The following is a 21144-nucleotide window of genomic DNA, read 5'->3' on the forward strand; positions in this document are numbered from 1 at the left end:
CGCACGAGCGATCGAAAGCCCGCACCAACCCGGGCTTCGAGGAACGGCGCCGATGGCGCTGAAGCTGTCAGCGAGCGCCTAACAACAGCGTGATTTTCTACCAGCCAGCGCCCGCGTCTCACTTCCAATCAAATGACGTAAAGCCTCACAGCACCCAGCGGAACGCCCGCCTCAACTCGGCAGTGCCGTCTTTGTCATACCATCGGCCATGCGAGATGATGACACGCTCCGGATGCCAGGCGAGCATCTCTTGCACTGCCATGCGCAGCGCTCTGCGGCGTCGGAAGAAGCTCAGCCGCATGTCGAACGGTGCCTTGCCGTCGGGGTCGGCGGCGCCCGCGAGTCTTACCAGCAGTTTCAAGAACCAGCTGTGTACCCGCTTTGGCTCGAAGTTCTCGATCAGGTCGGTAAGGATCAGGGTTCGTGTGGCGCGGTGGAACAAAACAGCTTCGGTCAGCACATCGCCGCGAACCACCAAAAGGTCGACTTCGCCAGGCCATGGCGAGTGCCGCCCGACCAGAAGCCGGTCCACGGCAATCGGACGCTTGGCGCGCTTCTGCAAACCGCGCACGGCCAGAACTTCGGCGTTGGGAATGGCGGCCTTCCAATCGGGCACCCACCAGTAGTGCAACGAGTTCGGAGCAATCAGAAATCGGACCGGTCCGAGCACATCGACTGCCGATCGCAGCGCCGGCGTGAGAGCTACCGGCGAGTGGAGCGCCAGGTCACCATTGCGCAGCCGCAGAACCGTCATGCGGGTGCTGAAGGGAAATTTCATCAGCCTGAGGTCATACTCTATCGGCGGTCCATCCACGATCCACACGTCCGAAGCGACCGGCTTGAGAACATTAATCGGCTCGTACAAGGTCAGCGCTGAGCGACCGTTCAGAGATTCCTCAGGCCTCGGCATCAGCTCTCAATCCTTCGGACTGGCTCGGCGTGGGTCAGCAGCCACTTCCGCGCTGGCGCGCCGTCAGCCATTCACTAACGGCAAGGCGGACGACTTCCGATCTTGCGACGCTCATTTCAGCGGCGGCTGCGACCAACGCCGCTTCGACGCCGGCGTCGAACGACATCGACCCGGATTCGCGCAGCATTGCCGCGGCGCGGATCTCGGAAGGCGCATCATCAAGGGCGAGCGCATCTCGGGCGTCTGATCCGGTCGTCATGACGGCAACTCCGGCCGCTCGTCGGCCTGAGTGTCATCGTAACTCCGGATGCAGACAACCCAGTCCTGCCTGATCGTGGCGAGCACGAGACGGCAGCCTTGCGGGTAATAGCGCGGCAGGGAGGCCGCCTGTTCGGCAATAATAGCACCGTTCAAGCCGCACAACTCGCCTCCAAGCAGCCAATCTTCACGGGCCTTGGCGCCGACCACCGCGATGTAATCTCCATCGCAGGGATAGCCGATGAGCCCAACTTCCTCGTAGTCTTCAAGCTTACGGATCGCGTTTGCTGCACTCAAGTCAGCTACCTTCGGTAGTTCAATCGGACACAAGAACATCTCGAACGGCCCGGCACCACACCAACTCGATGCCGGGCCGCAAGGAAGTGTCCGCGCGGGGCGCACTTCCTGACTGCCGTGACGCGGATTCACGATCCACCCCGCGACAGCGTCTCGTTTACACAGGCAAGGACCGGGATAGTCGAATTCTGTTGCCGAGCCTGCGACAGCCACATCCTTCGGTTCTCCTCGGAGAGCCCCTTCATTGCCGTGCGCGCTGCCGAAGTGATTTCAAAGGGGCCGCAAGAAGCGCATTGGAACTCCACCTTGCGGAGCGCGATATCTGCCGCCAAGGCGGCTCCAGCGCAGATCGGACATTTTGAGGGATAATATCTTCTCTCAAACGACAAAACGTTCATCACACGAGCCTTCTTTCGGATCTTGTCGAGAGCGACGTACCGAGACTGAGGCAGCGGCGGCAGCCGATTGGTAGGATGGGAAGGCGGGTCAATGTTAGGCGACGATCAACCTCTTGTCTTGGGAGCAACATTCCTGCGCGTGGCGACTTCAATCTGCTTTGCTTCCACTTCGAGCCGGTCCGGCGCAGCGGATCCCATCAAGGCATAGGCGGTGCCTCCAGATTGCCAGTAGACCGTTGGCACGCGGCCGTCCGTCGCCGGGGTGGGAGGCACTGCGTCCTCGCCATTCATCGGGGCTGCCACCAGTGTGATACGACCAACGCTTGGCGTATCGGCTGTGACGACGAGGCTTTGTTTCCCGTTCCACGGCTGCACCTGAACGTCCCTCACCACCCACACCGACGGCAGGGTGGGCATGCTGACGTTGACGGCGCCGACCAGTCGTTCGATCTTGTCCTGCTTCGGCTCGACACCTCTGTCCGGGCCTGCATTCAGTTGCGCGACCCGCAACGCGTCTCGCGCGGCCAAGATGAAGGTCTCATCAGCCGTCTTGCCGCCCTGGCGGAGCGGCACTGTCAACGAGTTCGCACCCCAGCCTATCGCGACCAGCACGACGGCGGCGACTTGGAGCCTCAACAGGGCCAACATCTTTCCGCGGCGAAAGGCACTCTCCAGCTGCTTCGCCTTCTCCACACTCGCGCCAGGCGGAAACAGCCGCTGTGGCTGTGAGGCGCGCAACGCCTCCATGCGTTGTGCATGAGCAAAGACCTCCGCCGCCAGCTCAGGCTCACGTGCGAGGCGGGCTTGCAGCTCGGATCTCTGCGAAGCGGAAAGCTCACCATCCAGCAGGCGACCGATATCCTCTTCGGAAATCCCATCAGTAGGCCGCATCGCGCCCTCCCACGATCTTGAGACGGGAAGACCCGCCATCTTTGTCTTCCAGGTTGTGCTTCAGCGCCGCTCGGGCGCGGCTGAGGCGCGACATCACAGTCCCTGCCGGCACACCCAGAAGATTGGCGGTCTCTGAATATGTGAAACCCAGCACCGCGACCAGATGCAGTATTTCGGCTTGCTCGGCCGGCATTCGCGTCAGCGCCCTTTGTATCTTCGCGAGTTCAGCCGAATGCTCCTGCGAGGGCGGCAAGGCCGACTCCGCTACATCGGCAAACGATGCCATGCGCTGCCGGGTGGCAATGGCCCGGCTGGCATTCGTGAGGAACGTGTTGCGGACGATGGTGATGAGCCAGGGCAGCAAGGGACGTGAGGTGTCGTAGCTGGCGGCCATTGTCAGTGCGCGGGCAAGCGCCTCCTGGACCAAGTCGTCCGCATCAGAATCGTTGCCGGTCAGGACGCGACCGTAACGCCAAAGATCCTCAAGGTGCGGTATGACGTCCAACCTGGTCTTCATATCACCAAAAATATACTCTTTTGCGTCACTTCAGGATCTCCATTTTGGATCTTACTGACAGGTAGACGGCCCAGCGGGCAGGGACAGCTTCCGCTGGGCCGACTGGGAGCGTGCTCCTCCCGGTTCCAAGATCTGGGTGCCATGTATCCTCAGATGCTTGCGCCGCTCCCGTGTCCGATATTGGTTTGGACAGGTCTTGTGCTCCCCCTCCTTGCACCAATTACCAAGGCCGGCCGGAAACTATTCCAAGCAACAGGGAAAATTCTTGGGAGGCGGGCCGACGCTCGCCGCTGTAGCAAGCTGGAATAGAAACCGCTGCTCGACGGTATCAACGTGAGGCCGGCTCGTCGACAACTCCGGCTGGAGCAAGAGTGAGGCGGATGGGGATGCGGCTGGGCGAGATCATTGCAAATATGTTCGCCGCTATGTTGCTGATATGTGGCCTCGCCCTGATTTTCCTGGTTGCCGGCAGGCCGCTCTTCCCGAGGCGCCAAGCACGAATGGTCGTCCTTCTGCCGTCCGATCCGGACAAGACGGCTTCGATCCGCGACACACGCCAGCAACTGCCAGGTTACTTCGATCTTGCGCTCGCACCAAGAAGACCAACGGCGTTGCGATAGACCGTCTCCTGCGGCCAGGCGAGCGTTTGGCTGCACGCGCAGAGCGCCTTACCTGAGCTGCGCGGCAGGATTCCGACGGCGGCACTTGCCGTCTTGGAGGCGCCGTGCGTGCGAAGGGACCGGTACCCGGTGGCTTTCCCCGCCGTCGGTGTCGCATCATCAGACGGCAGGTTAACCCGTCCTCGAAGGCGAAATCGGCCGAGACCTTCCTGGCCTGTTCAGGCTCTCGTGTCCACAGCTGGCGCCATCCACGACCGCGCTTGTTGCTGACAACGGCTTTTGCTTGCCGAATCCTATCCCACCTAGCCATAATCCGGGATGGACGAACTCTCCATTCCCACGCTCGGGCTCATACTCCTGACGGCCTCGCTTGTTGCGATGATCTCGAGGCGGCTGCGCCTTCCCTACAGCGTCGGGCTGGTAGCTGCCGGTATAGCGCTCGGCTTTGTCCCAGGTGGAACCGAGCTGCCACTCAGCCGGGACCTGATCTTCACGGTGTTTCTGCCGCCGCTGATTTTCCAGGCGGCGCTTGAAATCGAATGGCGTCATTTCCGCGTCAACCTGCCGGTGACTGCTTTGCTTGCCTTTCCGGGGGTGGCGATCGCTGCTGCTGTTGTAGCGCTCGGGATGCATTGGCTACTCGGATGGAGCTGGACTGGCGCAAGCCTCTTCGGTGTGCTGATCGCGGCGACGGATCCGGTTTCGGTATTGGCGGCCTTCAAGGAGATGAAGGTGCAGCCGCGACTCGGGCTTCTGGTCGAATCCGAAAGCCTGCTCAATGATGGCGCGGCGGCAGTCGGTTTCGCTATCCTGGTCGCCATGGCGTCAGGCGCCAGCGCCACGCCCGTGGCCATCGCCTCTTCCTTTGTCTGGATCGTCGCCGGCGGCATCGCGACCGGCGCGGCCGTCGCAGCAGTGCTCCTTCTCATCGCGGGGCGGACGGAGGATCACCTGGTGGAGATCACTCTCACCACGATCGCGGCCTATGGATCGTTTTTGATTGCCGAGAAATTCGGCATGTCAGGCGTTCTTGCGACGCTCACCTCCGGGCTTCTCGTTGGGAATGTGGGCTGGAAAGGCGCGATATCGGCCAACGCGCGAAGCCACGTGCTGGCATTCTGGGGCTATGCCGCCTTCCTCGCCAACTCGATCGTGTTCATCCTTATTGGCGGCCATGAGGCGCACCAGCCGCTCGGGATCTTTGCGGCTAGCTCGGCAGTCGCCGTGGCACTCGTACTGCTCGGCCGGGTAATGGCCATCTATCCGCTCTGCGCGCTCCTCAAGCCGACTTCGCTGAAGGTGGATCTCAAGTACCAGCATGTCCTGGTTTGGGGCGGCTTGCGCGGTGCGCTCGCGCTTGCCCTGTCGCTTGCGCTGCCACAGGACATAGCTGAGCGTGGGGTTATCATTGTAACGGCGTTTGCCGCGGTGGCGTTCTCGATCTTCGTCCAGGGCCTGACAATGCCATGGCTTATCAAGAAGCTGGGACTGACGGCCGAGCAAGCCGAATGAGGGCGCGCCGGCTACCGCGAAGGGGGACTTCATGCCTCGGCAGCCGGCACTGCACGGGCCACGCGGGACGGCCATCCCTCCCGTGGCGGAGAGGATGAGGGTGAATTCCTTTTTCATCAAGGTCTCCCCTCGCCTAATCATAGCTGCTTTGCCTCAGGTTGAAGAACGACCACTTGCCTATTTCGTGCCCGTGAACTCGAAAAACGCCGACGCTGGCGCGAGGCAGCCTTTGCTGTCGGCGAACGGCTGCCTTCGGAGCGGCAGTTGAATACCGGCCCTCCCTTCGGTCCGGACGGTGGAAAGCCGAACATCGTTGACGCGAGCTCGATTGCATCGCCGCCATCCGTATGATTAGCGCCGGATCGTTGATGCGAATGTCGTCGGCTTGGGGAAGATCGAATTCAGTCTGATGAGCTGGAATCTGCAACGCCACCGAGGCCATCATCCGGCAGTATTCGGCCCAGGCGACGTGCTGCTCGTAATCGCTGCACATGCTGCCCCTGACCAAGAAACACGGGCGGCTCTGCCTGTTTTTCACGGTGAGAGATGCGGCCGCTACGCTGATTTTCGTGCCGGCTTTGCCTTTGGCCGGTCCTTGATACCTTCTTTGGCCAGGCTCTTCTTCAGCACCGCCGCCAGGTCCACAACGTTCTCCTTGGGTTTCGGCGCCGGCTCGGGCGGCTTCTTGCCCCTTGCGTTTGGCATCGATCATGGCAATCAGCGCATCCTCGTAGGTGTCCTCGAACTTCGACGGGTCGAACTTCGTGACCTTCTTGTCGATCAGCAGCCCGGCGATCTCCAGAAGGTCCTTGTCGAATTGGGGCTATTCAGATCCTCGAAGACGCTGTGCCGTCGGCCGGAATGACGTAATAGGGCTTTTCAAGATATCGTGTCGATATCATTGATCGCAACGAAGCCGTCGACCTCCAGCGTATGGTGCGACGTCAGCTTGAGCTTCTTGATCTCGTCCGGCCCGATCTCGAGGAAGTCACCGTTATCGAGCTCATAGCCCTTGATCTGATCCTCCGCCGGAACAACATCGAGGGTCTTACACTCTCCCAACTCTTGCTATGACGCAGGCATGAAGACGATAGCGACTTACGATTCGGCTGCCTTCACGCTGGAGAAGGGCGTCTGGCGAGGAACGTTCCCGATTGCGGACCTGCCGAAGTGGCTGAATTTTTATCGCCAGCAGATGGAGCGGTATCCTGCACAGGTGGCATCCTACGCAGAGGACGTGAAAGCCCTTGAGGCGCTCGCGACGGAATTGCGTGGGCGGCAATGAAAGAGCCCGCACCGGGGGGAACGATGCGGGCTCATGTCGGGAATGTGCCCATCCCCGACGCGACGCCGTGGGATGCTCGGGAGGGGACGCGTCGCAGCTACTCAACATCGGCGTGACGGGAATGTTCCGCAGGGATCAATGCGCTCGCTTCAGGAAGCGCGCTTCTCGCATGAGCGATGCCCAGTCAAGCCGATCATCTCGATAAGCTCTCGGGCTTGGTCTTTGGAAATCCCCGTCTCCTCAACCAGCCGCCGAACGAATAGGTCAGCCAGGTCTTTCTTGTCGTCTCTTGCTCCGCGACACATCCGAAACTCCATGAATCGCGCCGAACTGGATGTGAGCGGGAAGGTTTCCGGTGCGGATCAGGCGTAACAGAAAGTGAAAAAAGCCCGCCGACCGAAGCCAACGGGGGCCCTTCTTCCCTCAAACTAACTTGTGCTCCGCTTCCCGGATGGTCCGCCGGATCCAGGAACCCCGCACAAGGCTTTTCCTAATGCAGTTCTGACCGGGCTGTAGCTCGGGTGCAACGAGCGGCACTCAAGGCAGTTCACCGGCATTCTGCAGGCCGATGCCTATGCCGGCTACAACGGGCTTTATCTCCCCGACCGGAGACCCGGACCGGTCACGGAAGCGCTGTGCTGGAGCCATGCGCGGCGCAAGTTCTTCGTCCTTGCCGACATTGCCGCCAGTGCGCGTCGAGGGAAGACGGCGCCGCCGATCTCGCCGATCGCCTTCGAGACCGTCAAACGCATCGATCTCCTGTTCGACGTCGAGCGCGACATAAATGGAATGGCTGCCGAGCAGCGCCTCGGCGTCAGGTCGGAACGGGCTGCGCCACTCGTCGCTGACCTGGAAGAGTGGCTGCGTGGCGAGCGGGCCAAGCTCTCGCGCCACGCGCCAGTTGCCCAGGCGATCGACTACATGCTCAAGCGCTGGGCAGGCTTCACCCGTTTCCTCGAAGACGGGCGTATCTGTCTCACGAACAATGCTGCCGAACGGGCGCTGCGTGGTCTGGCTCTCGGCAGAAAGTCGTGGCTCTTCGCCGGTTCAGACCGTGGCGCCGACCGCGCTGCCATGATGTATACGCTGATTGGCACGGCGAAGCTTAATGACGTCGATCCACAGGGGCCTGGCTGCGCGACGTGCTCGCCCGCATCGCCGACACGCCGCAAGGCCGGCTGAACGAACTCCTGCCGTGGAACTGGAAACCCGGCATACCAGATGCCACCGGCGAATATGACGCCTACGCCGACACGGTCTACGTGATGTTGATGGACGAAAGCGCCACCGCGAGTGACATCGCAGCCTATCTATTCGCCGTAGCTACCGAGCATATGGGACTAACGGATCGCGGACAGCTAGCTGAGAGAAGCGATCGGGTCGCCAAACTTCTGGTGAGTGCCCGACCTGAGTTCGGCAACCACTAACGGCCTTCGTCCAATATCGGCGCCACCGCGGCCTTTGCCGGAGGGTTACCTCGCTCTGGCGGAGCGGAGCGAACCAGCCATGGTCGCAGCGAATGGCGCCAGGCCGAGGTCGCGGCCGCCACCAAGCCACCGATGGCCGGCCACGAAGCCTTCATCCGCATCACCAGCCAGCGAGATCAGGCCAAGCCGATGACGCGCCGCGCCTGTTCATGCCTTCCACTTTGCTGTCGCCACAGCGCGCGCTCGAGATCACGAGAGCCCATTGGCAGATCGAGAAACGGCCTGCATTGGATGCTCGACGGTCATCTCGATGAGGATCAATCCCGTGCCCGCAAGGACAATGCCCCCGCCAACACCGCACTTCCCACCCGCATCGCCAGAGACATCCTTCATGCCGCCGATGTTGACGAAGTCCCCATCAGTCATCGCATCAAGAAATGCGCATGGAACGACGACTACCTAGTCCAGGCGCTAACCCATATGCGATAGCCCTGCCCTCAATGGGGAGAGGATGAGTCTGAATTCCTCTTCAAGCAAAGCAGCGGTCTATCAAGTGTAATTTGTTAGGATTAGCGACCGAGCGGCCTGCGAGAGAGCTCATTCAATTCGGCTTCATCGACTATGCCGGCCTGATAGTAGGCTATAATCCGGGAAGCCGTTTGCTCCCGCTGGTCAGCCGTTTCCGGCAAATCCTTCTGCCGGCTGAAGACTCTACCCAGCAGCGCCAACTCTGTCGGGGTAAATACGTTTCTCCTAAGGGGCATCATGACCTCCAAGCGCCCATTCCCCTCGCCTAACATTGAAAGATCGAATTTTGCCTGAGTCAAGGCAGGTTTCTTGCCCCATAGAACAGCGGACGGCGAAGTGGATTGCCAGTAGGAGCGCAGTCATGCCCAGATCCACGTAGATCCTGCGCTAGTTCCTGACGGCGAGGCCGCCGGCGGCATCCTACGGCTGATGGCCGCAGCCGTCTCGCACTGGATCAATGACGGGCTGGTGATCCGACTTTCCACGCATTGATCGCGGTTCCCCTGTCCCTATCCTCGTCGATCGCCTCTCGAAACTATTTTCGGCTGCTTGGCGTCGCTCCAGAACCACCGAAAAGTACCGTCATCTCTCTATTTCGCGTTTTCTGCCCGTCCAGTTTGGACAAGCTTGGCGAGAAGTTGACACTCTTGGAGGAGCTACGGTTGGTTAGCCGGGCGGGCGAGTGGATTGTTGCGCACTAACGCTTGCGCAATAAGACCGGTACGACGTGGTGAAAAGCGATTCCCTCATCGCGGTGTTCACCTCCGGTAATCGCTGCAAACCATGCTGCCGCAGCGCCAAGCGCGGAGCCTGCAGCAGTCGCGAAGCTAAAAATGGCAGTTATGTGGGCTGAAAGCCGCACCGTGCTTTCGTTGAGTTGCGCCTCGGGGCGATTGACCACGGCGGCCGCGCCGTGCCCACCAATCATTGCCAAGAAAAACGCTGCTCCAAGTGTGGCTAGGGCCCAGACTGCGATGCCGTGTATGCCATCGCGGAATTCGCTTTCGCTTTGGCTGCTATCTTCCCAGCGCGTGCGCATTCGTCCAGCTACATAACCGCCGGCTGCGGAGCTTGCTATAGCAACGATAACTACCCACAGCCCGGCCACCAGCACATTCCAGGAGGCGCCACCGTTGGGAAGAGTCGGAGAACCCAGCGCCAAACCAGCGCTCGATCCGAATTGCAGAAGAACCACCGAAATGGCGCAAGCGATGACACCCCCGCCAAATATGCCTCCCCACTCGAGATAGGACGATGTAGCCACTGTTGGGGTCACTGCAGCGCTTTCCGTTGGGGCTATTTTGGCCATGGTCTTACCGAAGTCCAAAAAATGATAGAATGAACAAAACGATCACGACGAGGCCAACAAGATAGATTATTCCGTTCACGGCATCCTCCTCCTGATTACGGACCGAAACACAACGTGTCCGTGATGTTTTGGTTGCAAAGAGCCCGGCCGGAAATCTGGACATTGACGATAAGTGGAAAATTCCGCCTGAGATGGGCTCCTCAATGATGTACGCGTCTAGGCGCTGGCAAAAGCTGATTCAATGCAGCCGTTGCCCTGCTTCGACCGGAATGCCGCCTTCCGGACAGGCCTTTAGGCACCATCGGGCGATAGCTGCCATTTGGGTCACGCGACAATCAGCATGATCGCTCCAGCAAAGTTGAAGCCCATTCTGGCGCACGGTTCTGGCGGCGGTCATGATCGCGGTGAGGGGCCGTATCCAGCGTGAGGGCGAAGTGGTCCACCTCGTGGCTCGCAAGATAACCAATCTATCAGCCGAGTTCGCCAGCGTCGGCGAACGCAAGGGCAGCTTTCCCGAGCCGTGGCGACCAGGCGCGCAATGGCGGCTCGGGACCCGATCCGCGCGAGCTGCCGCTCAAGGGCTGCGCAGCCGCGACATCTACATACCCGACCTCCACCTAGTTTCGACGCCGGCTTGTGACCGTCCCGCTCTTGGTTTCTCGGACAGCGCCTCATTTGGCGGGCGCCGGCCCCGCCACGGGGTGGCCGCCTCGCCGGGACAGTGGCGCGCGAAGTTGGGGTGAAGCCGCCTTGGCAAGTTCTGGAATGGACACGGTTGGCGGCGCCCGCCGCTATCACCATTCCCCACTCCTTTGACACCGTGGGGAAAGGCCCCTCGCCTGGCGGCACTGGCCTGGGAACACCGCTTGGTTATCGGCGATGCTGATCTGATGAGCGCTAATGGTCCGCTGTCGTGCACGCTTTGCCTTGATCAGCCACCGCAGCTTAGACCGACTTGGAGGTGTGCTGAACAAGCTGATGGGAAACGTTTTAGCTGCATCAACGTTTTTCCTGAGCCGTCAGCCGAAGGAAATGGGACGATGGACAAGGAAGGCGCCTCCAGCCTGCACGGTGATAGTCCAGCCGCGATCACCGATCGCACCATTGCTGACCGCAACGAACTGGCTGCAATAGCTTTCCAACGCACGCGAATGCCGATGGTGGTGACTGATGCCACTCAGAAAGGCCATCCAATCGTGCTGGCGAACCGGGCGTTTCTGAACCTCACGGGCTACCAAGCAAATGAGGTCCTCGGACGCAACTGCCGGTTTCTTCAAGGTCCCGCGACCTCCCCGGCGGCAATCGCTGAGATCCGAGCGGGATTGCTGGAGGAGCGTGAGATCAACGTCGAATTGCTCAACTATCGAAAGGATGGTTCGGCTTTCTGGAACCAGCTGTACCTCAGTCCAATCCATGACGAGGGTGGCCGGCTAGTCTATCATTTCGCGTCGCAAATTGACCGCACAGATTATCGGAGGATCGAGAGCCTGGAGGCGTCGGAGCATCGCTTACTCCTGGAGGTGGACCATCGAGCCAACAATGTGCTTGCTCTGGTCGACAGCATTGTTCGCCTCACGCGATCTGACGACGCTGCCCTATATGCAGCATCGGTCCAGCGGCGCATACAGGCTCTGGCTCGAGCACATAGCTTGCTGTCGAAGCGGGCCTGGCATCACATTCCATTACGGGAAACAATCTCGTCACAGCTCGAGCCGTATGGAGCCACTCGCGCTCTGCTGGACGGACCGGACGTTGCTCTCGCAGCACATTCTGTTCAGCCGTTGGCGCTGTTCATTCATGAGCTAGCAATTAATGCGGCTTCCCACGGCTCGCTCTCGACAGCGACGGGTCGTGTGCAAGTCAATTGGCAAGACAGACCGCAGAACGATGGCGTCGTCCTCGTTTGGGAGGAGATCGGTGGACCACCCCCACCGAGGCGTCGACAAAAAGGATTTGGAACCCTGATCGGTGATGCAACAATTCGCAAACAGCTTCAGGGATCGCTGCAACGCGATTGGTCAGAACGTGGGGTGAGGATCGTAGCTGAAGTCCCAAATGTCACGGCCTCGCGGTGAAAGAGGGCTTGCCGCGATTGCCGAGCAGGTTGGCGTCCTCAACAATCATGGAATCGATTGCATGCGAGATCTGTGGCGCACCTCTCCGTGGCGGTCACAATTAGGTCCCCGGTGACGCATGCCGCCTGCCGCAAATGAATATCTTCGCACCTCCATGTGAATATCTTCGCACCTCCATGGCACGTGGACCATGCGAGAGAACCGGTGGCGCCTCGGCAATTGACTTTTGGTAGGTGCACAAGAAATGGCCCGGCCGAAGTCCGCCTAGACGTCCACCAGCAAAATCGCTGTCGGTGCGAAACCTAAAAGTCGCAGGTTCGTTCTCGGAAGTGGCCTCAACTGAACACGATCGGCCAAGGAGGACTTTTCCGTGAAAATCCATATCATCTGCATGACTGCTTTGTCGCTTTCCCTCTCAGCCGCGTCTGCCTTTGCGGGCTCCAACACCGGAACTTCGGCTCTCGACGATCCCGCCAAGATGTCGCCGTTCTTCACGGACGCCGGCATGAAGACCATGAGATCTGGCGATGAGTTCAAGAAGGCATGGCTGGCTATGAGCGAAGAGGATCGGACCTCGATCAAGAAGGACTGCGGCGACGATAGCATCGCCAAACAGCACGACAATTTCTGCAAGATGACCAAGGAACTCGGCGGCGCCAACTGACGAGCGGTTCCTGAATGCCCCGGCGGGATCGCCCGACCGGGGCATGTCCATCTGCGATTCTTTCCATACGCGTCAGCGACACGTCGTGCAGGGTCTTCTCGCCCTTCCGGTTTGGACCCTAACATTCAGCCACTCGGCCTGGCCTTTCCCGCGTAAGCTCCTTTCGGGTGCCGCGCCAGACAGGCCCTGCTTTGGCTTTCATTGTAGAACGGACGAGCAGCTTTCGAAGCTCGGACGGCGATACCCTCGTAGGAGCTTTGCAGGGACTGGGCGCGCTGATTAGTCCTTCAAGGCGTCTCGGACAGCGTCCTTTGCCTTGCCTACGCCCTTTTGCAGCGTGCCCTCGGCTTTGTCAGCCGCCCCGTCGGCGCGGAGCTTGTCGTCGCTTGTAGCCTTGCCGATCTTGTCCTTGACCTCGCCGCGTAGTTTCTTAGCAGATCCCTTTACTTCGTCCTTGTGCATCATCGTGCTCCTCTATCTCGGACAACCAACGTGGGGCGAGCCGCAAATGTTCCTGGTGCGAACGGCGAATGTGCATGATCGGCTCGCCATCGCGGCGCTTGGCCCGCCAACGCTTCCTCCAGTCGCTCCGTTTGGGAGCTGACGCTCCAGGCGGCCGTTCCCCTGCGCGGTCAGATAGGTTGAACGGATGCGGCGGATATCGGAGCTGATTTCGAATAGGATTGAAATAGCACCTCAGACAAATGCAGACCGTAACGCGGCGTAAGTCTCCGGGGCACCCCTCAAGTCGTAGAGCTTGCCGCTGGATGGCAAACCACACAGTGAAGACCCCGCGGGCCGGATTGTGGTCTGCTATCTTCATAACGGTGAATGGCATGGCGCCCGCAGCATCGCAGCCCGTGGCTATTATCTTTTGCGGTCGCGGAGGCGGAGCCCAGTCGGCTAGCTCTGATGCGCGGCGAAGCTTCTGATTCGCCGGGCCAGCGCCGGGGTATTTCCCCGACAGGCAACGGGCGCCGGTCACTTCCAGAGGGGCGGGCTTGAAAGAGCCCGCTATCGTCGGATGTCGGATCAATAGGCCGCGATCAGGAAGCCAGAGCCGAAGCCGCCATTCCAGTACCCCGAGGGCGGAGCGTAGGGCTGGAACACCGTTGGCGCCGGAAGTCGTACACGCCGCCAGCATCAATGCAGTCGTCAAAATACATGCGGGCATGAATGCCCCTCTGAATCGCATGCTGTTTTTCTTCTCGAATTTGGCGCACCTCGTCGGCGCCCTTGTGCTTGATGAGTTCGCAGATGCTGAAAGCCGCGCCCGAGGCGACCGAGGGACGAACGCTCGGCCCTCTTGCGTTCGTTAAATAGTGAGGCTCCTGCGGAACCTTGCCGCAATGAATTGCTGTCACTCAGTTTGAAACCAAGCCAAAAAGGCACGCGCACGTGGATGAACAATTAGAAGGGCGGATTGTCGCGCACGAACTTTTCATGAGGTCGCAACTTGTGGCGCTAGGCCTTCGGCAGAAGGACTCCCTCACGCACCTCGAGATGGTCAAAGAAGCATTGCTCCGAGATTTGGAAACCTAATCGCCACAGGGCGCGGCCAACAAACAAGTCATGGCCGAAGCCAGGACGTCGCTGATCCACGTGATCAATCAGGCCGCAGAGCGGCTAGATAAGGCAGGCGCCTAGAGATCGTTTCTGTGCCGTTTCTCCGCCAAGCTGCACGACGGCTTAGAAGTTATTGAAAGGATGGTGAGCGTGACAAGGATTGAACTTGTGACCCTGCAATGTCAATGCAGTGCGTTCTCTGATTTCACTGCGAAATCGGCCCCAAATGAACGTGAACAGAGCAAAACATTCGAACATATCTGTGCTGTTTCTGTGCCAGGCGGGCTCAAGGGGTGACCTATAGGGAAACGAAGGGCGACTATTTCCACCTACCATGGAAATACGCTATGGCTTTCGACACAAGCGCCAGCCCGACCAGGTCGTGTCTCAGATCGAATTTCAGACTCCGAACCGGACGTTCGATCTCCTGTCACTTGCGACGTGATGCAGCGCCTCGATCCAGCCCGAACTCAACGGATGTCATGCACGGCTCGCCCGAACGCTCAGCCACCAATCATCGGGCCTGCCCATACACCGACGTATCTCGCTGACCGTCCACCCAGCGTCTGTCAGTTCGGACCGCAGGGCGGGCTCGCGCCAGTACGTCTCGAGGTAGCATCGGGGCGCTGCAGCGCTACCGCGTATCGAGACATCCTCGCCATCGCCGTCTCTGACCGAGACATGCAGTCGGCCGCCGGTTCTGGTCGCTTCGGCAAGTCTTCCCAGCACTGTGCCGAAATCCTCGCGCGCGACGTGAACCATACACGCACAGGCCCAGATTCCGTCGTACGGCATGCCGGGACGGCGCGGGTCGGCCAGGTCGTCGGTCAGCGGGTCCAACCGGTCGGCTTCAAAACCGCTCTGGCGAAGAAGCTCGACGAAACCCTTCGCCACGTCCGTGCGTCGGACGCTAATCCCCCGCTTCTCAAGCTCAACTGCATCTCGCCCGCCACCGCTTCCGATCTCCAGCACTCTTCCCGAGCCGCCCAGTCCGGTCACAAACGAATCGATCTCTGTCGCGACCCATTCGGGCATCGTCGCGGCCTCGGCCGCGTACTGCGCCGCGTCTTCATCATAGGATCGCACGGTGTCCCGGTCGGTGCTCATCCTAACGTTCCTCCTCAACAAGAGATGTCGATGGGCTCTCGCCCATCAGCCCTTCACGCTTTCGGCCATTGGTGACATAGCGGCGATTTGTCTCTCTCGGCCATAGCAGAAATTCAATCTGAGACACGACCCCCGACCAAGTCGCGGCTTTGGAAGTCTGTATCGTTGTAGGACGGGAACGCTGGCATCGGCCTTGCACAGCAGAGATTTGCCGGTTTGATCCCCGGCAGCTCGTCGGGCTTGAGGCTGTAGTTGGGGGCCTTGCCCGGCGAGTTTTAGCGAAACCAGTGGAAAATTGCATGAAAATCTATATCAATGCAGAAATGCTAATTTAGCCTCCCCTTTGGCCGACTCACCCCTACTACCGAGTCGGTTACGCCCGGCGGTTCAACCCAACGCAAACCCCAACGCGGAACTGTCGGGCCGCTCTATCGGCAAGGCGTCCAGCCCTTGCGCTGCTCCGGCGTTAGAGCGTGATTGGTGAACTGGAGGTTCCGGTCATCGCGGCCGGCGGCGCGACACTCGTGGCAGTAGATCACTTTGATCAAGCCCCAGTGCATGCAGGAGTGATCCGGCCAAGCCGTTTGACCAGTTCGGCGACGTCGAGTAGCGCAGTCCGGCTGCATGTGAGGCAATAGACCGACAGTCCAGTGCCGGCCGCCAGCTTCTTGCCAAGCGTGTCTTCGGGGTCGCCGCACCATCGGAATATATTTCTCTGCACCGACTGATCGGCAAGAGTACAGTCACAAAAACCCGCTGTGGAAAAACCACAGCGGGCTCTTTGCCGGGCCTCCCAGGGAAATCGCATTCCAGTGTGGGCCTGTTTGCGATAACACCCCAGCCGACGCGACGCGCCGGCGATCCAGGCCCTTGAGCGCCGAGGGAATGGGCCGTTCGAGCCGTATTGGGACGTAGGCCATCGACAGCAGACCATCCTATCGGCTCAAGACGCTCGCCGGTCGGCGGCCATAGGAAAGCTAGGTTCAAGTATCTCCTTCTTTGCTCTCGCAAAGCCGCGGTCCGTCGCAATGAACCGTTCAAGCATCGGCGCAATCAAGCGCGATGGATCGGCAGATGGCCGCCCGGTCTCCCGTCCAAGGATTTCTGCGTATTTCACCAAATCGCGATGCAGGGGCGCCGGCAGTTCCACCGTAATCTTCACTGGCTTGTCGTCTTCGATCGTTGCGAGTTTCAACTTGGCCATGTCAACCTCCATATGGTTCAAGGGCAAGGTCGCGTGTAACGAGGACGCGAACGGGAAACCCGGGCCGGATCGTGAGCGTCGGAGCGATAGCGAGTTGCCGCTGAACGACCTGTTGACCTACTTGGCTGACGCTATCGGAGGCGCCGCTTCGCAGAGCGCGCACGATATCGCTGTCTTGATCGGAAGAACCCGCCTGCGCGCCAACGCTTAGAACGGTCGACAAAGCGGCGGCCTTGAACAACTCGCCCCAGTGATAGTCGACGGCATCCTCCAGGCCGGCATAGCCCTGAGCGTCCGCGCCAGGCTGCCGCTCCAGCACGATGGAGCGCCCATCGGGAAAGATCAGCCTGTTCCAGACAAGCAGCACGCGGCGCTGCCCGGACCCGATCCCGCTATCGTACTGCCCGACGATACGAGTGCCCTGCGGGATGAGCAGCGAGCGGCCGGTGGGACTGTCATAGACATTTTCGGTCACCTGAGCGCTGATCTGCCCGGGAAGGTCCGACCGGATACCCGTAATGAGCGCGGCCGGGATCACGGCACCGGCTTGAAGCACATAGGGGGACGCAGGAGGTCTGATGTGATCCGGCGCCAGCGTCCGCCGGTCAGCGGCGGCGGACAGGAAGGAAAGCTGGCGATCCTGCGCATTTGGCGCAGCGTTCTGACCGGGAAAATCGCTCAGCGCAGGGGCGGACGCTTCGGCGGTCCTGGAATCTCCTTGCGCTGTCTGGAAGAAGACGCGCGAGGTTCTGGCCGCTTCCTCTTCGGCTCGCCGGCGCTGCTCGGCTTCGTCAATCGCGGGGCTTGCGATTGAGGGCGGCACGACCGCCTGCCCCTTGTTCTGAGCATCGAAGATCGGCCTGCCGAGGTCGCCAGGCAGCGGCGGCCCAAGGATCGGGCCGGCATAGTCGCGCGGCAGTTTTGCCAGTCCGTCGGCGGGCGGCCGGTTGGAGGTAGGGTAGAGCTCCTCGCCCTGCTTGAACCTGTTGGCATCCTGCAGAGCATAAACAAGCGCGCCGCCTAGACCGAGCGAGGCGACGAAGCCGATGCCTGCGAGCATTTTGCGCGACAGACGCGTCACACGCGGCGGGTCGGCGCGAAGCCGCATGGGTTCGACGGCCATATTCTTCTCGTTCACGGCTGCAGCGCTCCTCTGTGCACTGCGTTCGGCAGCGTCGACGCTGCGCTGTCGCTTGGGCCCCGCCACAACCCATCGGTTCTCCTGTCGACGCGCACGATCCTGACGGTCTGCTGCCGCTTGCCGGCGCCAAGACGCAGTTCGGCCGCGCCAAAAAGGCGGTCGACAATGAGGATGTTCTGATCGACGCGGCTGTTGGTGATTTCAGCCTCGCCGTCCGGACCGATGACGAAAATCGGCGGCATCTCGCCTTGCACGATGCCGCGGGGAAACTCGACATAGACCCTGCGGCCATCATCGTAGGCGCTCACCGGCTTCCAGGGAGGGCTGTCGCCGGTGATGCCGTAGCGATAATTTCGCGCCGTAAGCTGCGGTATGATCGGCGTTGTGGCGATCGTCTGCAGGAGGCCCGCCTTCAGAGCCGGATAGGACCACGCAACGGCGGGCATGTAGGGCTTGGCGCCTGAGCGTAGCTCAAGCATGTAGCTGCGCCGGTCCGTCGCGATGATAAGGTTCGTTGTGATGTCCGCCCGCGAGGGTTTCACCAGGACGTGGACGCGTCGGGCAATGCCGGAGCCGCTTTCGGTGTCGCCTATGATCCAGCGCGCGGTGTCACCAGCCGCGATCGGACCGTCTCCAGTCAGGTTCTCGCCCGGTTCAAGCGCGATATCGGTTATCTGGCCAGGTGAGGCGTAGACCTGATAGAGCGCTCCCTCGCTCCACGGGTAGATCTGAATCGCGTTGTAGTAGCCGTCACGGCGCGGTTCCACCCTCGCCGCGGCGTTTGCGTTCTCGACACGGGCGGCCGGCGTTTGCCCGACGGCGCCGCCCCACGCGGGCGCCCAGCCTGGTGGCACGCGAAGAGGTTTCGGCCTTTGGTCGGTCGCGGCGGCCGGAGCCGGCGGCAAGGGCGGAACGTAGGTATCGTAGCTGATCGTCGGCGGCTTCCTCGCAGGCGTGGCGCAACCCTCAAGCAGCGCTGTCGCCGAGACCAGAGCTGACAGCAGATATTTCCAGAAGTTGGTGCCGGCAAGACGCGATGTCGGGCTCATTGGCTCATCTCCCGCGACCAGTTGATGGCGTTGACGTAAAGGCCGAGCGGATTGGCGCGAAGCCGTTCGGCGTCGCTTGGCATCTGCGTCACGATCGTCAGGATCGCGGTCCAGCGCTCGGTGCCTGAAAGCTGACCGTTTTCGTAGTGGTGCTCGATCCAGGCGACACGAAAGGAGCCCGGCGAGGCTCTGATGACCGAAGAAACGTCCACCGCGACCTGCTGCTTGCCAACCTTGGAGAAAGGATCCGCTACGCGTGCATAGTCGTTGAGCGCCGCAGCACCCTGGTCGGTGGTCCAATCATAGGCGCGCAGCCAGTCCTGGCGCAGGATGATCGGGTCAGCGGGGATGGAGCGTACCTGCTCAATAAAGCGGGCGAGATGCCACGCGATCTGCGGATCGGTCGGCTTATAGTCGGCGGTTGCGGGCTCGATCGCTTGAGCCTGGCCGAGCTTATCGACCTGCACGACCCAGGGCACGACCGTGCCGCGGCCCGACTGCCAGACCAGTGAGGTGGCGAGCCCCGCCGACAGGATGAGCGACCCGAACGCCATGGCGCGCCAGTTGCGTGCCTGCACGCGTGCGGAGCCGATGCGTTCATCCCAGATCTGCTGCGCCCTCTGATAGGGGGTTTCCGGTCGAGGGCTCTTGCCGTAGTGGACGGCGGGGCGCCTAAAGATGTTCATTTCGTCATTCGCCTTCAGAAAGAGAAATCGAGGCTCCGCCGCCATGGCTGTCACCGGCGCGCACCGCGTGGGCGGCGGTCTGGGCGCCGTGGGCGAGGCATTGGGAGCGATGCAAGCGTCTGGCCCATTCGGGCTGTCCTTGAGCGCTGGATGGCTTGCCCACGCCGGACGCTTCCGCCGGGGTTGGCGCAGCGGCGCCGCCAATCGTTCCCATGGTCGACGAACCGCCGGTGATTTCAGCGGCCGAACGGGCGCCAGACGCGAAGTTTGACCTAAGCGATTGAGCGGTGTTTGCGGCGGCGCGCTTGAGTGGCGAGGCTGCCGCCGAAGCGCCGGCGCGCGCAACGCCGCCCAGGCCGGAGGCGACGCCTGCCAGGCCGGACTGGCCGGCGGCGCCAAGCACATAGGCGGCCGAACCGCCGCCAGCGAGTGATGTCCCGCCACGCGCGGTTGACGCCGCCCCCGCGAATGCGGCTCTCCCTCCTCGCGTCGCGAGGCTGGCTGCTCCGTAGCCTGCAACTGCGATGCCGCCCGCGGCAAGGCCAGTCCCCACGGCCGCGCCGGCGCCGAGCTGCGGTCCACCCGCGACGAGGCCGTTGGCGATACCGGGACCGAAGATGCCGAGGCCAAGCAGCGACAGCGCCGCCAGCACAATGGCCATCGCCTGGTCGATGGTGGGGTTCTCGCCGCCGAAACCTTGGGTGAATTCGCCGAAGAGGGTCGATCCGATGCCGATGACCACGGCAAGCACCAGAACCTTTATGCCGGACGAGATGACGTTGCCGAGCACGCGTTCGGCCATGAAGGCCGTCTTGCCGAACAGACCGAAGGGGATCAGCACGAAGCCGGCCAGCGTCGCCAGCTTGAACTCGATCAGCGTCACAAAGAGCTGCACCGCCAGGATGAAGAAGGCAAGCAGGACGAGCGCCCAGGCAAAGAGCAGGCAGGCGATCTGGATGAAGTTTTCAAAGAAGGAGATGTAGCCCATCAAACCGGAGATCGCCTCAAGCAATGGTCGTCCGGCGTCGAGGCCGGTTTGGGCCACCTTGCCGGGGTGCAGCAGGTCCTGTGCCGAAAAGCCGGTGCCACTTGCCTTGAGGCCGAGACCGGAGAAACTCTCGAAGACGATCCGGGCGAGACCGTTCCAGTTGGAAATCAGATAGGCGAAGACACCGACGAAGAGCGTCTTCTTGACAAGCCGCGCGAGGATGTCGTCATCGGCGCCCCAGCTCCAGAAGAGCGCGGCAAGCGTCACGTCGATGACAATCAGGGTGGTGGCGACGAAGGCGACCTCGCCGCCGAGCAGGCCGAAGCCGCTGTCGATATAACGGGTGAAGGTGGCCAGGAATTGGTCGATGACGCCGGTATTGCCCATGCCTACCGGGCCTCGTGCTGGCCAGCATCCGGCGACCGCGAAGTGGCCGGCTCGACGATCGCCGCCGGCTTTTCGAGACCGAGGAAGCGATCACGCTGTTCGGCCCACAGCCGCGCGCATCCATCATCACGCAGGGCAGCCTCGCCGAGCGCCTGGCAGCGGCGCAGGCCATCGCGAAGCGAATTCGGGACCGAGGCCGCCGGTGTGTGCTGACCCTCCCCCACCGGTTTGGGTTCCTTCCGGCTCATCTCGAGCGCCGTCGCCGTCATGGCGACGGCGATGAAGACGACGGCCACGACGCGAGCCAGGGTTTTGCCGTCCATGG

General features: G+C 61.3%; 21 protein-coding genes and 2 pseudogenes. 7 read left to right on the forward strand and 16 right to left on the reverse strand.

From position 1 onward, the window contains the following. Positions 1-145: 145 nt before the first annotated feature. The 5 genes from LB526_RS16070 to LB526_RS16090 all read right to left on the reverse strand — a co-directional run bounded on the left by LB526_RS16070 (position 146) and on the right by LB526_RS16090 (position 3259). Entirely contained in the window at positions 146-910 is a 765-nt protein-coding gene (locus tag LB526_RS16070) for a DUF4336 domain-containing protein (protein ID WP_224628390.1), read from the reverse strand. 34 nt (positions 911-944) lie between these two features. Continuing rightward, positions 945-1169 carry a hypothetical protein gene (locus tag LB526_RS16075; RefSeq protein ID WP_224628392.1) on the reverse strand — a complete coding sequence of 75 codons (225 nt, stop codon included), beginning with the start codon at positions 1167-1169 and terminating at the stop codon, positions 945-947. Next, entirely contained in the window at positions 1166-1465 is a 300-nt protein-coding gene (locus LB526_RS16080) for a hypothetical protein (RefSeq protein WP_224628394.1), read from the reverse strand. Before LB526_RS16080 ends, LB526_RS16075 begins: the two co-directional genes overlap by 4 nt. Positions 1466-1968: 503 nt before the next feature. Next, positions 1969-2754 carry an anti-sigma factor family protein gene (locus LB526_RS16085; RefSeq protein ID WP_224628396.1) on the reverse strand — a complete coding sequence of 262 codons (786 nt, stop codon included), beginning with the start codon at positions 2752-2754 and terminating at the stop codon, positions 1969-1971. After that, positions 2741-3259, reverse strand: coding sequence for a sigma-70 family RNA polymerase sigma factor (locus LB526_RS16090; RefSeq protein WP_224628398.1), 519 nt, complete (start codon positions 3257-3259; stop codon positions 2741-2743). Before LB526_RS16090 ends, LB526_RS16085 begins: the two co-directional genes overlap by 14 nt. A gap of 398 nt (positions 3260-3657) precedes the next feature. Between LB526_RS16090 and LB526_RS16095 the strand changes: the two genes are divergently transcribed. Both LB526_RS16095 and LB526_RS16100 read left to right on the forward strand, forming a co-directional pair. Continuing rightward, positions 3658-3891: a polymerase gene (locus tag LB526_RS16095; protein WP_224628400.1), complete on the forward strand. Its 234-nt coding sequence runs from the start codon at positions 3658-3660 to the stop codon at positions 3889-3891. 318 nt (positions 3892-4209) lie between these two features. Continuing rightward, positions 4210-5403, forward strand: a complete 1194-nt coding sequence (locus LB526_RS16100; protein WP_224628405.1) for a cation:proton antiporter — start codon at positions 4210-4212, stop codon at positions 5401-5403. Between the two features lie 180 nt (positions 5404-5583). Here the strand turns inward: LB526_RS16100 and LB526_RS16105 are convergent. Both LB526_RS16105 and LB526_RS16110 read right to left on the reverse strand, forming a co-directional pair. Continuing rightward, positions 5584-5896: pseudogene (locus LB526_RS16105) on the reverse strand (SOS response-associated peptidase); the annotation flags it as partial. A gap of 386 nt (positions 5897-6282) precedes the next feature. Next, positions 6283-6465, reverse strand: coding sequence for a Ku protein (locus tag LB526_RS16110; RefSeq protein WP_224628407.1), 183 nt, complete (start codon positions 6463-6465; stop codon positions 6283-6285). Between the two features lie 19 nt (positions 6466-6484). On the opposite strand from LB526_RS16110, the gene LB526_RS16115 reads away from it, so the two are divergent. The 3 genes and pseudogenes from LB526_RS16115 to LB526_RS16130 all read left to right on the forward strand — a co-directional run bounded on the left by LB526_RS16115 (position 6485) and on the right by LB526_RS16130 (position 8604). Further along, positions 6485-6688, forward strand: a complete 204-nt coding sequence (locus LB526_RS16115; RefSeq protein WP_224628409.1) for a hypothetical protein — start codon at positions 6485-6487, stop codon at positions 6686-6688. A gap of 534 nt (positions 6689-7222) precedes the next feature. Beyond that, positions 7223-7896, forward strand: a pseudogene (tnpC, locus tag LB526_RS16120) (IS66 family transposase); the annotation flags it as partial. Between the two features lie 351 nt (positions 7897-8247). Further along, positions 8248-8604 carry a hypothetical protein gene (locus LB526_RS16130; RefSeq protein WP_224628411.1) on the forward strand — a complete coding sequence of 119 codons (357 nt, stop codon included), beginning with the start codon at positions 8248-8250 and terminating at the stop codon, positions 8602-8604. Between the two features lie 736 nt (positions 8605-9340). On the opposite strand, the gene LB526_RS16140 is transcribed toward LB526_RS16130, so the two are convergent. After that, positions 9341-9952: a hypothetical protein gene (locus tag LB526_RS16140; RefSeq protein ID WP_224628413.1), complete on the reverse strand. Its 612-nt coding sequence runs from the start codon at positions 9950-9952 to the stop codon at positions 9341-9343. A gap of 1040 nt (positions 9953-10992) precedes the next feature. Between LB526_RS16140 and LB526_RS16145 the strand changes: the two genes are divergently transcribed. Further along, positions 10993-12027, forward strand: coding sequence for an HWE histidine kinase domain-containing protein (locus tag LB526_RS16145; protein WP_224628414.1), 1035 nt, complete (start codon positions 10993-10995; stop codon positions 12025-12027). 370 nt (positions 12028-12397) lie between these two features. Then, positions 12398-12691: a hypothetical protein gene (locus tag LB526_RS16150; protein ID WP_224628416.1), complete on the forward strand. Its 294-nt coding sequence runs from the start codon at positions 12398-12400 to the stop codon at positions 12689-12691. Between the two features lie 279 nt (positions 12692-12970). Here LB526_RS16150 and LB526_RS16155 read toward each other — a convergent pair whose 3' ends face one another. The 8 genes from LB526_RS16155 to trbK-alt form a co-directional block, all read right to left on the reverse strand. Continuing rightward, entirely contained in the window at positions 12971-13156 is a 186-nt protein-coding gene (locus LB526_RS16155) for a CsbD family protein (RefSeq protein WP_318013269.1), read from the reverse strand. Between the two features lie 1581 nt (positions 13157-14737). Then, on the reverse strand, positions 14738-15364 hold the full coding sequence (locus tag LB526_RS16160) for a class I SAM-dependent methyltransferase (RefSeq protein WP_224628417.1): 627 nt from the start codon (positions 15362-15364) through the stop codon (positions 14738-14740). Between the two features lie 943 nt (positions 15365-16307). Then, a complete protein-coding gene (locus LB526_RS16165; RefSeq protein WP_224628418.1) occupies positions 16308-16568 on the reverse strand; it encodes a DUF2274 domain-containing protein in 261 nt (86 codons plus the stop codon). Between the two features lies 1 nt (position 16569). After that, entirely contained in the window at positions 16570-17691 is a 1122-nt protein-coding gene (locus LB526_RS16170) for a TrbI/VirB10 family protein (protein ID WP_224628496.1), read from the reverse strand. Between the two features lie 11 nt (positions 17692-17702). Next, positions 17703-18758 (reverse strand): P-type conjugative transfer protein TrbG, encoded by a 1056-nt coding sequence (trbG, locus tag LB526_RS16175; protein WP_224628420.1) that lies wholly within the window; start codon positions 18756-18758, stop codon positions 17703-17705. Continuing rightward, positions 18755-19444 (reverse strand): conjugal transfer protein TrbF, encoded by a 690-nt coding sequence (gene trbF / locus LB526_RS16180; protein ID WP_224628421.1) that lies wholly within the window; start codon positions 19442-19444, stop codon positions 18755-18757. Before trbF ends, trbG begins: the two co-directional genes overlap by 4 nt. Positions 19445-19448: 4 nt before the next feature. Beyond that, positions 19449-20819: a P-type conjugative transfer protein TrbL gene (gene trbL / locus LB526_RS16185; RefSeq protein ID WP_224628423.1), complete on the reverse strand. Its 1371-nt coding sequence runs from the start codon at positions 20817-20819 to the stop codon at positions 19449-19451. A gap of 2 nt (positions 20820-20821) precedes the next feature. Then, positions 20822-21142: a putative entry exclusion protein TrbK-alt gene (gene trbK-alt, locus LB526_RS16190; protein ID WP_224628425.1), complete on the reverse strand. Its 321-nt coding sequence runs from the start codon at positions 21140-21142 to the stop codon at positions 20822-20824. Positions 21143-21144: the final 2 nt, after the last annotated feature.

Origin of the sequence: Mesorhizobium sp. CA6 (assembly GCF_020165035.1) — a bacterium.
In the GTDB taxonomy this organism is placed as follows: Bacteria; Pseudomonadota; Alphaproteobacteria; order Rhizobiales; family Rhizobiaceae; genus Mesorhizobium.

What these genes read in the sequence shown, in the direction of transcription:
- LB526_RS16095 (WP_224628400.1), top strand. Translation starts at nt 3,658, where the DNA reads ATGCGGCTGGGCGAGATCATTGCAAATATGTTCGCCGCTATGTTGCTG.
- LB526_RS16075 (WP_224628392.1), bottom strand. Translation starts at nt 1,169, where the DNA reads ATGACGACCGGATCAGACGCCCGAGATGCGCTCGCCCTTGATGATGCG.
- LB526_RS16155 (WP_318013269.1), bottom strand. Translation starts at nt 13,156, where the DNA reads ATGATGCACAAGGACGAAGTAAAGGGATCTGCTAAGAAACTACGCGGC.
- LB526_RS16085 (WP_224628396.1), bottom strand. Translation starts at nt 2,754, where the DNA reads ATGCGGCCTACTGATGGGATTTCCGAAGAGGATATCGGTCGCCTGCTG.
- trbF (WP_224628421.1), bottom strand. Translation starts at nt 19,444, where the DNA reads ATGAACATCTTTAGGCGCCCCGCCGTCCACTACGGCAAGAGCCCTCGA.
- LB526_RS16140 (WP_224628413.1), bottom strand. Translation starts at nt 9,952, where the DNA reads ATGGCCAAAATAGCCCCAACGGAAAGCGCTGCAGTGACCCCAACAGTG.
- LB526_RS16165 (WP_224628418.1), bottom strand. Translation starts at nt 16,568, where the DNA reads ATGGCCAAGTTGAAACTCGCAACGATCGAAGACGACAAGCCAGTGAAG.
- LB526_RS16170 (WP_224628496.1), bottom strand. Translation starts at nt 17,691, where the DNA reads ATGGCCGTCGAACCCATGCGGCTTCGCGCCGACCCGCCGCGTGTGACG.
- trbK-alt (WP_224628425.1), bottom strand. Translation starts at nt 21,142, where the DNA reads ATGGACGGCAAAACCCTGGCTCGCGTCGTGGCCGTCGTCTTCATCGCC.
- LB526_RS16160 (WP_224628417.1), bottom strand. Translation starts at nt 15,364, where the DNA reads ATGAGCACCGACCGGGACACCGTGCGATCCTATGATGAAGACGCGGCG.
- LB526_RS16145 (WP_224628414.1), top strand. Translation starts at nt 10,993, where the DNA reads ATGGACAAGGAAGGCGCCTCCAGCCTGCACGGTGATAGTCCAGCCGCG.
- trbG (WP_224628420.1), bottom strand. Translation starts at nt 18,758, where the DNA reads ATGAGCCCGACATCGCGTCTTGCCGGCACCAACTTCTGGAAATATCTG.
- LB526_RS16115 (WP_224628409.1), top strand. Translation starts at nt 6,485, where the DNA reads ATGAAGACGATAGCGACTTACGATTCGGCTGCCTTCACGCTGGAGAAG.
- LB526_RS16130 (WP_224628411.1), top strand. Translation starts at nt 8,248, where the DNA reads ATGGCCGGCCACGAAGCCTTCATCCGCATCACCAGCCAGCGAGATCAG.
- LB526_RS16070 (WP_224628390.1), bottom strand. Translation starts at nt 910, where the DNA reads ATGCCGAGGCCTGAGGAATCTCTGAACGGTCGCTCAGCGCTGACCTTG.
- trbL (WP_224628423.1), bottom strand. Translation starts at nt 20,819, where the DNA reads ATGGGCAATACCGGCGTCATCGACCAATTCCTGGCCACCTTCACCCGT.
- LB526_RS16100 (WP_224628405.1), top strand. Translation starts at nt 4,210, where the DNA reads ATGGACGAACTCTCCATTCCCACGCTCGGGCTCATACTCCTGACGGCC.